Origin of the sequence: Spirillospora sp. NPDC049652 (assembly GCF_040675125.1) — a bacterium.
Lineage (GTDB): Bacteria > Actinomycetota > Actinomycetes > Streptosporangiales > Streptosporangiaceae > Spirillospora.
The window spans coordinates 1-8440 of record NZ_JBFAOF010000252.1; the positions used below are offsets into that span (position 1 = coordinate 1).

The 8440-nt window shown below is 69.1% G+C and carries 9 protein-coding genes, 1 pseudogene and 1 riboswitch; of the genes and pseudogenes, 8 read left to right on the plus strand and 2 right to left on the minus strand.

All coding sequences use genetic code 11. The features are described 5' to 3' along the window. Positions 1 to 195: pseudogene (locus tag AB0J52_RS17975) on the minus strand (trehalose-6-phosphate synthase); the annotation flags it as partial. Positions 196 to 443: 248 nt separating this feature from the next. After that, positions 444 to 586, plus strand: a riboswitch (SAM riboswitch). Between the two features lie 15 nt (positions 587 to 601). On the opposite strand from AB0J52_RS17975, the gene thrC reads away from it, so the two are divergent. The 4 genes from thrC to AB0J52_RS17995 all read left to right on the plus strand — a co-directional run bounded on the left by thrC (position 602) and on the right by AB0J52_RS17995 (position 3227). After that, positions 602 to 1846, plus strand: coding sequence for a threonine synthase (gene thrC / locus AB0J52_RS17980; protein WP_500182718.1), 1245 nt, complete (start codon positions 602 to 604; stop codon positions 1844 to 1846). Positions 1847 to 1857: 11 nt separating this feature from the next. After that, positions 1858 to 2136, plus strand: coding sequence for a MoaD/ThiS family protein (locus AB0J52_RS17985; RefSeq protein WP_500182719.1), 279 nt, complete (start codon positions 1858 to 1860; stop codon positions 2134 to 2136). Between the two features lie 76 nt (positions 2137 to 2212). Beyond that, positions 2213 to 2836: a nucleotidyltransferase domain-containing protein gene (locus tag AB0J52_RS17990; RefSeq protein WP_500182720.1), complete on the plus strand. Its 624-nt coding sequence runs from the start codon at positions 2213 to 2215 to the stop codon at positions 2834 to 2836. A 190-nt stretch (positions 2837 to 3026) separates the two neighbouring features. Continuing rightward, positions 3027 to 3227, plus strand: coding sequence for a cold-shock protein (locus AB0J52_RS17995; protein WP_500182721.1), 201 nt, complete (start codon positions 3027 to 3029; stop codon positions 3225 to 3227). A gap of 284 nt (positions 3228 to 3511) precedes the next feature. Here AB0J52_RS17995 and AB0J52_RS18000 read toward each other — a convergent pair whose 3' ends face one another. Next, a complete protein-coding gene (locus AB0J52_RS18000; RefSeq protein WP_500182722.1) occupies positions 3512 to 3772 on the minus strand; it encodes a hypothetical protein in 261 nt (86 codons plus the stop codon). A gap of 477 nt (positions 3773 to 4249) precedes the next feature. On the opposite strand from AB0J52_RS18000, the gene AB0J52_RS18005 reads away from it, so the two are divergent. From AB0J52_RS18005 to AB0J52_RS18020, 4 genes are all read left to right on the plus strand, one after another. Beyond that, entirely contained in the window at positions 4250 to 4585 is a 336-nt protein-coding gene (locus AB0J52_RS18005; RefSeq protein ID WP_500182723.1) for a DUF7677 family protein, read from the plus strand. 349 nt (positions 4586 to 4934) lie between these two features. Further along, positions 4935 to 6560 (plus strand): chaperonin GroEL, encoded by a 1626-nt coding sequence (gene groL, locus AB0J52_RS18010; protein WP_500182724.1) that lies wholly within the window; start codon positions 4935 to 4937, stop codon positions 6558 to 6560. 166 nt (positions 6561 to 6726) lie between these two features. Further along, positions 6727 to 7344, plus strand: a complete 618-nt coding sequence (locus AB0J52_RS18015; protein ID WP_500182725.1) for a phospholipid scramblase-related protein — start codon at positions 6727 to 6729, stop codon at positions 7342 to 7344. 140 nt (positions 7345 to 7484) lie between these two features. Then, positions 7485 to 7832, plus strand: a complete 348-nt coding sequence (locus tag AB0J52_RS18020) for a hypothetical protein (protein ID WP_500182726.1) — start codon at positions 7485 to 7487, stop codon at positions 7830 to 7832. Positions 7833 to 8440: the final 608 nt, after the last annotated feature.

An 8440-nucleotide genomic window follows, 5' to 3' on the forward strand; every position in this document is an offset into this window, starting at 1 on the left:
GTCCGGGGCCTCGCGCGCCGCCTCGCGGTCGGTGTCGCCGAGCGCCGCGCACACCCACAGCACCTCCGTGCCCGCCGCGACGCCGGCCAGCCCCGACACCAGCCCGCCGCCGCCGCGCCGGGCGGCCAGCCCGCCGTCCTCGGTCCGGGTGAACGACACCGGACCACGGTTGGACGCCACCACGATTCGACTCATGGGAGCAGCGTCTCAGCCGGGGCGCCCGGACATCAAAGGGACCCGCGTGCTTCCCTCCGGACACCCGCGGGCCGGCCCTTGCGCGGATCCCGCGGACGTGGAAGGAGGCCCGTGAGATGACCACGAGGTGACCAAGGCCACGCCCCTCGGACGTCTCAACCGGCGAGACGGCGCTGTCCGAGAACCGGTCAAGTCATGTAATCTCGGGCCACGGAGTTCTGAAAAGAACCCGTCCCATAACTTCATAACGCTCATCCAGAGGGGTGGAGGGACCGGCCCTACGAAGCCCCGGCAACCACCCGGTTAGTACGCGCTCGCGAATCCCGCGAGGCCGACCGGGAAGTGGTGCCAACTCCGGCCTGCGACCAAAGTGGCGCAGGGAAGATGGGGAGAAGGGCCTCGCTTCATGGCGCTCACGTCTGCGACGAATCTCGGACCCGCCACCGCGCTGACCTGCCGCGAATGCGGCCACAGCCGCGACCTCGGACCGCACTACGCGTGCGAGGAGTGTTTCGGGCCGCTGGAGATCTCCTACGACTTCGGCGACGTCACCCGTGCCTCGATCGAGGCGGGTCCGCGCAACATCTGGCGGTACAAGGGGCTGCTGCCCGTCCCGTCCAACATCGAGGACACGCCCAACACCGAGCCCGGCCTGACCCGGCTCGTCCGCGCCGACCACCTCGCCGCCACGCTCGGGCTCGAACGGCTCTGGGTGAAGGACGACAGCGGCAACCCGACGCACTCGTTCAAGGACCGCGTGGTCGCGGTCGCGCTCGCCGCCGCCCGCGAGCACGGCTTCAAGGTGCTGGCCTGCCCGTCCACCGGGAACCTGGCCAACGCCGTCGCGGCCGCCGCCGCCCGCGCCGGCATCCGCAGCGCGGTGTTCGTGCCGTCCGACCTGGAGGCGCAGAAGATCATCACGACGGCCGTGTACGGCGGCACGTTCGTGACCGTGGACGGCAACTACGACGACGTCAACCGGCTCGCCTCGGAGATCGCGGGCGAGCAGGAGGACTGGGCGTTCGTGAACGTCAACGTCCGGCCGTACTACGCCGAGGGGTCCAAGACGCTCGGCTACGAGATCGCCGAGCAGCTCGGCTGGCGGCTGCCGGACCAGATCGTCGTCCCGGTCGCCTCCGGATCCCAGCTCACCAAGATCGACAAGGCGTTCCAGGAGCTGGTCAGGCTGGGCCTGGTCGAAGACAAGCCGTACCGCGTGTTCGGCGCGCAGGCCGCGGGCTGCGACCCGGTCGCGCACGCGTTCAAGCAGGGCTGGGACGTGTTCCGCCCGGTCAAGCCCGACACCATCGCCAAGTCCCTCGCGATCGGCAACCCGGCCGACGGCACCTACGTGCTGGACGTCGCCCGCCGCACCGGCGGCACGGTCGAGGACGTCACCGACGAGCAGGTCGTCGAGGGCATCCGGCTGCTCGCCGCCACCGAGGGGATCTTCGGCGAGACCGCGGGCGGCGTCACCGTCGGCGTGCTGAAGAAGCTCACCGAGTCCGGCGTGCTCGACCCGTCCGCCGAGACCGTGATCATCAACTCCGGGGACGGGCTGAAGACCCTCGACGCGGTCGCGCCGGTCGTCGCCCCCACCGCCACCATCGCCCCCCGCCTGGACGCGTTCCGCGCGGCCGGGATCGCCTGAGAGGAGCCCCCATGAGCACCGTGTCCGTTCGCATCCCGACCATCCTGCGGACCTACACCGGCGGCGAGTCGGAGGTGGACGCCGAAGGCGGCACCCTGCGCGCCGTGGTCGCCGACCTGGAGGCGTCCTACTCCGGCATCTCCGGCCGCATCCTGGACGACAACGGCAGGATCCGCCGCTTCGTCAACGTCTACGTCGGCGACGAGGACGTCCGCTTCGCCGAGGGCCTGGACACCCCCACGCCCGCCGGAACGCAGATCTCCATCATCCCCGCCGTCGCCGGCGGCTGACGGCGGCGGCACCGAAAGCCCTCTTTCTTGACGGAGGAGGGCTTTTCGTGTTGCTACGGCGGGTAAAGGCTTGGTCATGGGAATAGCGGAGGATGTCGCCGGAGCGCTGCGCGCCCATCCGGCAGTGCGGGGGGTGGAACTGGTCGGGTCGCGGGCGCGGGGGACCGCGACGCGAATATCGGACTGGGACTTCGCGGTGTCCGCGGACGACTTCGGGGAGGTGGCCGCCGACCTGCCCGGACTCGTCGCCCCGTTCGATCCGGTGGCGGCGCAGTGGGACCCGCTCGGCGAATGCGCGAGCTACCTGCTGGTGTTCGCCGGCCCGGTGAAGGTGGACCTGCTGTTCCGGGACGTCCCACGCCGTCCGGCCGGCCCCTGGCGGGTCGGTCCGGACACCTTGAGGGCCGTCGACGCTCACTTCTGGGATTGGATCCTGTGGCTGGTCAGCAAGCGCCACCGGGGCATGGACGACCGGGTCCGCGGCGAACTGCTGACGATGAGCGGGCAGCTGCTGCGCCCGCTCGGCGTCCAGGTCGTCCCGAGGACGCTGGAGGAGGCGGTGACCGGCTACGTCCGGGCGCGGGACCGGCTGGAGACCCGGTACGGGCAGCGCGTGCCGCGCCGTCTGGAGGAGGAGGTCCTACCCCTCGTGCACGCGCGCGACGGTGACCATTACCGGCCGTCCGGACTTCGCTCCTAGGGCCTGTCGTTCGATTCAGGCCGCCTATATGGTCGGGCCCATCACGCCGAGTCGACCCCGCCGCGGCCTTGTTCCGTTCCAGAACGGGGCCATGGAGACACGCGTGGTGGTCGACGGGTCCTGCGATAGCAGGGGCGGGACCCGGAACGCACCGCGGATGCGGGCCGCGGACGATTCGGCAGGGTTCGGTATGGCGCAGGGCACAGTCAAGTGGTTCAACGCGGACAAGGGCTACGGCTTCATCGCGGTGGACGGCGGCCGGGACGTGTTCGTCCACTACTCGGCCATCCAGATGGACGGTTACCGCAGCCTGGAACAGGGCCAGCGGGTCGAGTTCGAAATCATCCAGAGCGACCGCGGACCTCAGGCCGAAGCCGTCCGCGCCATCTGACTTTCTCCGGCGCACTGTTTCGCCTCAACGGCGGCCGGGAAAAATGCGCACGCCCATGAGGCCGGCGCCGGTGCGCCCGGCAGAACTTCATTAAGGCGTACCCGAATACCGGGCTCGGTGCGGCCGATGACCGCGTCGGAAAACTCTCGCCGCAGATACCAATTTCCCGAGTGACTGAAATGGGAGACCGTCGCCGAACTCGGGACCCATGATGGAGAATCGCGGCGCCGGAAAGCTGATCGCGGGCCCGGCGGGGCGTCCCCCGCCGGGCCCGCGCCGTTCCGCTACGAGGTGGCCTGACCGCGATAGCTGACCGGGCCCTCACCAGGGAACTGGGCGGTGCCGGAGAAGCTGGCGCCGTCGTCGAAGAACGTCACGGTCGCGTTGCCCCGCGGGCCCGACCAGCTGACCGTGGTGCCGGTCGGAGGACGGCCGTTGCCCGGGATCACCGCGTTGCGATTGGCGATGGTGATCTCGAGCGCGTGGTCGTCGTGCCAGGGGTCGCCGGGGCTGCCCCACTGGATTTGCGTTTTGTACGTTGCCATGAACACCGTCTCCTCGGTTGAGAAGCCCTCTCCGGAATCTGGCGCGCCGATACACATTGAATAACACCCCGAACTCGCGCGGTCAGGGCTCTTGGTGGCCTGATGCGGACCGACGAAGCTCCACCGAAGCCTTGTAATAATTCGCGATCTCGGCGATAGGAGAGCCCGCTGCCCGCGCGCCTTGGCAATACGTCCAAGAGGTGGCCGCACAAGGAATTCGGCAATGCCGTCCGCACCGCCCGGTTCCTCGCCTCGACCCCGGCCGAGCGGGCCGAGCGTTTCGGCTGTGACCCCCGGGTCAGAGTCCTCGAACCTCATCGCCAGCACGACGTAGCGCGACGGCCGCGACGGGCAACCTCCGCCGAACCAGCCACCCGGCGATCCGCCCCTCCCGTGCCGCCTCTGCGAGCGGGAGACCCCTAGACCGTGCGGAGGCACGCCCGTTCCGTGATCGCTCCGCGCTGACATGATGCGCGCATGGCCAAGCTCTCGGAGGACCTCCGCTCCTGCCTGCGGCTCTTCGCCTTCTATCTCGGCAACGGCACCTTGGACCTGGAGCTGCTGGACTTCGACTACCGGCCGGCCCTGGTCGAGTACGGCTCGACGCTGGAGATGGTCTTCACGATCTACACGAACCACCTGGAGGTCGACGAGGACGGGCGCGTCACCGAAGGTCTCGCCTACGACCGGGTGGCCGAGTACATCCGAAGTGTGTGCGACCCGTCCTACGTGGTCGATCCCCCCTTCGAGCCATGGGAGACCTGCCTCGCCGGCCCCTTCGGACCAGACGAGGACCTTCCAGACCCGGCCTGATCCTCACGCCGCACACGTACCCGCCGTGGTCGACAGGCGGTGGGGGATCGCGGGACACGGCCGCACTCGCCGAAGACCAGCCAGGACGGCGGTTCCGCTGGTGGGGGCGCAAGCTCCGAGGTTGCGGAGACTAACCCCCGGGAGATGTTCGGACGCTTGCACTCGGCAGGGTAGAGTGCTAAACCAAATGTTGGCACTCTGCTGTGGAGAGTGACAACTCCACAGTCTGGGTCGGGGCGATGAGGCCTTGTGATCGGCGGCGGAATGGCAGTCGTCGGCCGGGGCCGTCCGTCGCGGGCATCGGCTCGATCCGTCTATGGCCACCCTGTTCCGGGAGGACTTGGAGCCTATGGCTGCAAAGATGATCGCGTTCGACGAGGAGGCCCGGCGCGGCCTCGAGCGCGGCATGAACCAGCTCGCTGATGCCGTGAAGGTGACCCTTGGTCCCAAGGGCCGCAACGTCGTGCTGGAGAAGAAGTGGGGCGCCCCCACGATCACCAACGACGGTGTGTCCATCGCCAAGGAGATCGAGCTCGAGGACGCCTGGGAGAAGATCGGCGCCGAGCTCGTCAAGGAAGTAGCCAAGAAGACCGACGACGTCGCGGGTGACGGCACCACCACCGCGACCGTCCTCGCCCAGGCGCTCGTTCGCGAGGGCCTGCGCAACGTCGCCGCCGGCGCCAACCCGATGTCCCTCAAGCGGGGCATCGAGGCGGCCGTCGAGCGGGTCAGCGAGGAGCTCTCCAAGCTGGCCAAGGACGTCGAGACCAAGGAGCAGATCGCCTCCACGGCCTCCATCTCCGCGGGTGACACCCAGATCGGCGAGATGATCGCCGAGGCGATGGACAAGGTCGGCAAGGAAGGCGTCATCACCGTCGAGGAGAGCAACACCTTCGGGCTCGAGCTCGAGCTCACCGAGGGCATGCGCTTCGACAAGGGCTACATCTCGCCCTACTTCGTCACCGACCCCGAGCGGATGGAAGCGGTCCTCGACGACCCGTACATCCTGATCGTCCAGGGCAAGGCGTCGGCCAACAAGGACCTGCTGCCCGTCCTCGAGGGCGTCATGCAGTCCGGCAAGCCGCTGCTGATCATCGCCGAGGACGTCGAGGGCGAGGCCCTGGCCACCCTGGTCGTCAACAAGATCCGCGGGATCTTCAAGTCCGTCGCCGTCAAGGCGCCGGGCTTCGGCGACCGCCGCAAGGCCATGCTCGGTGACATCGCCATCCTGACCGGCGGCCAGGTGATCTCCGAGGACGTGGGCCTCAAGCTGGAGAACACCAGCCTCGACATGCTGGGCCGCGCCCGCAAGGTCGTGGTGGCCAAGGACGAGACCACGATCGTGGACGGCGCCGGTGACGCCAACGAGATCGCGGGCCGGGTCAACGAGATCCGTACCGAGATCGACCGCACCGACTCCGACTACGACCGCGAGAAGCTCCAGGAGCGCCTCGCCAAGCTGGCCGGCGGCGTCGCCGTCATCAAGGCCGGCGCGGCGACCGAGGTCGAGCTGAAGGAGCGCAAGCACCGCATCGAGGACGCCGTTCGCAACGCGAAGGCGGCCGTCGAGGAGGGCATCGTCCCCGGCGGTGGCGTGGCGCTGCTTCAGGCCGGCACCAAGGCGTTCGACAAGCTGGAGCTGCCCGGCGACGAGGCCACCGGCGCCAACATCGTCCGGCGCGCGCTGGAGGAGCCGCTCAAGCAGATCGCGGTCAACGCGGGTCTCGAGGGCGGCGTCGTGGTGGAGAAGGTCCGCAACCTGACCCCGGGTGAGGGCCTCAACGCCGCGACCGGCGACTACGTCAACATGTTCGAGGCGGGCATCCTCGACCCGGCGAAGGTGACGCGTTCCGCGCTGCAGAACGCGGCGTCCATCGCGGCGCTGTTCCTCACCACCGAGGCCGTCATCGCCGAGAAGCCGGAGAAGAACCCGGCCCCGGCGATGCCGGGCGGCGACGGCGGCATGGACTTCTGATCCGACCTCGGAAGTCCGGGCGGCGGCACCGCTGACGCCCGACCGCAGGGGACGGTCCCGGTTCACGGGACCGTCCCTTTCGTCTTGTATCGGGTGACCTGGCCGGATGGGCGGACTCCGGTGCCGCGGGGTTACCTGTCCGCTCCGGGCTTGACAGGATCGCGGTGTGACCGATCTCTTCAACCTTCCCAGCATGCGGGTCGAGCAGCCGCGCAAGGTCGTGCAGACGCAGACGCGCTACGACGTGGTGGACGACCAGGGCACCCTGCTCGCCTACGTCACCGACCAGCAGGTCCGCAGCCGCCGCGAGGCGGTCCGCGCGGCCCTCCCGCAGACCGTCCGGAGCACCCACGCGACCCTCGTCCTGAAGGACGCCGCGGACGTGCCGTGCTTCGTCATCGACAAGGTGGACGCCTGGCACACGCACGTCCACCAGGCCCTCACCGGCGACGAGGGCGACGACGTGGTGCGCGGCGACCGCGTCGGGACCGTCCGCGCCAACTCCACCCGCCGCCAGTACTTCCTGCTCGACGCGGAGGAGAACGAACTGGCCCAGGCCGTGGGCGACCTCCGGCTGCGCAGCTTCCCCGTCGTCGACAACGGCCGCACCCGGTTCGCCGGCATCACCAAGAAGTGGGCGGGCCTGCGCGCCGAACTGTTCACCACGGCCGACCGCTACGCCATCGAGTTCACCGAGGAAGTGCCGGAGAACCTGCGCGTCCTCGTCGTCGTCACGGCGATCGTGCTGGACCTGATGGCCTACGAGTCCAAGGAACTCGTCTGAACGCGGACTGACGTCCGTTCGGCGACCGTGCCGGGCCTGGGCAACCGTCGGGGAATCCGTCCCGGATGGTCTCGCCCCCGCCGGCACGCGCGGGGTTCCCCCGGGACGCGACCGCGGGGTACGTTCCGCATGTGCGGGTCGTGCCAGGACGATCGAACAGCCGGTGGCTGTCACCGGCCATCCCGACGGTCGCCACCTGCGTCCTGGCCGCGCTCTGGGGGTTCTCAGCGTTCGGCGGCTGGAGCGACGACGCGTTCTGCGGCGAGGCCCCCACCCACGACGCCGAGTGCGGGGACGCGCTTCTCCGTTATGTGTGGCTCTCCGTACCGGCCGCCTTCGTCGGTGGCGGCATCGGTCTCATGTCGTGGTTGCTGCCGGGCGTCCGGCGCCGTCCGCCCCTTCTGATCCGCAACCTCACCGTCGCGATCGGCTTCTGGGTGACCGCCGAGGCGATCCTGTTCTTCGGCGGCCTCCTCGCGAAGCACTGACGCACCGCCCGCCGTCGTCCGCTCGTCCGACCGCCGGCGCCCGTCCCGGTGCGGACGGCCCGGAGGAACAAAACCGTCTCCAGTTCGAGTTGTCTCCCGTGACGGGTGGCGCAGACCGCCCGTTCCGACGGTAAAAGCCCAGCTAGGGGACATCGGAAGAGTCGCCGGGCGAACGTTCCGGACCAGCGCCGGAGAGAGTTTCGCCAGTCGGTTTGACGCCGACCTCCCCTGGGCATACTGTTCTCTTCGCCCCACGGGGAGCGGGACGCCGAACGGCGGCCGGCCCGAGGGGACCATCCAACGATCCAGCGGAAGCGGTTTCGCCGTGCCCGCCGTCGGGGGAGGGCACCGGAAAAGGCTCGATTTTGCGAATCGGTCCGGATCTGGTGAAATAGAAGTGCCGCAGGGAACGGCCGCGAAAGCGGGCGGGAACTGCGGAATCGGAATCGGCCGGGAATTGACAGACCGGGCGGAACTGATAAAGTAAGCGAGTCGCCACGGAGCGAAAGCCGCGGGAAGCCGCGGACGGAGCGCGTGGGTGTCCGTTTCTTGAGAACTCAACAGCGTGTTAAAAGCCAGTGCCTTTATAGATCAGGCAAGGCCTGATC

What these genes read in the sequence shown, in the direction of transcription:
- thrC (WP_500182718.1), top strand. Translation starts at nt 602, where the DNA reads ATGGCGCTCACGTCTGCGACGAATCTCGGACCCGCCACCGCGCTGACC.
- AB0J52_RS17985 (WP_500182719.1), top strand. Translation starts at nt 1,858, where the DNA reads ATGAGCACCGTGTCCGTTCGCATCCCGACCATCCTGCGGACCTACACC.
- AB0J52_RS17990 (WP_500182720.1), top strand. Translation starts at nt 2,213, where the DNA reads ATGGGAATAGCGGAGGATGTCGCCGGAGCGCTGCGCGCCCATCCGGCA.
- AB0J52_RS17995 (WP_500182721.1), top strand. Translation starts at nt 3,027, where the DNA reads ATGGCGCAGGGCACAGTCAAGTGGTTCAACGCGGACAAGGGCTACGGC.
- AB0J52_RS18000 (WP_500182722.1), bottom strand. Translation starts at nt 3,772, where the DNA reads ATGGCAACGTACAAAACGCAAATCCAGTGGGGCAGCCCCGGCGACCCC.
- AB0J52_RS18005 (WP_500182723.1), top strand. Translation starts at nt 4,250, where the DNA reads ATGGCCAAGCTCTCGGAGGACCTCCGCTCCTGCCTGCGGCTCTTCGCC.
- groL (WP_500182724.1), top strand. Translation starts at nt 4,935, where the DNA reads ATGGCTGCAAAGATGATCGCGTTCGACGAGGAGGCCCGGCGCGGCCTC.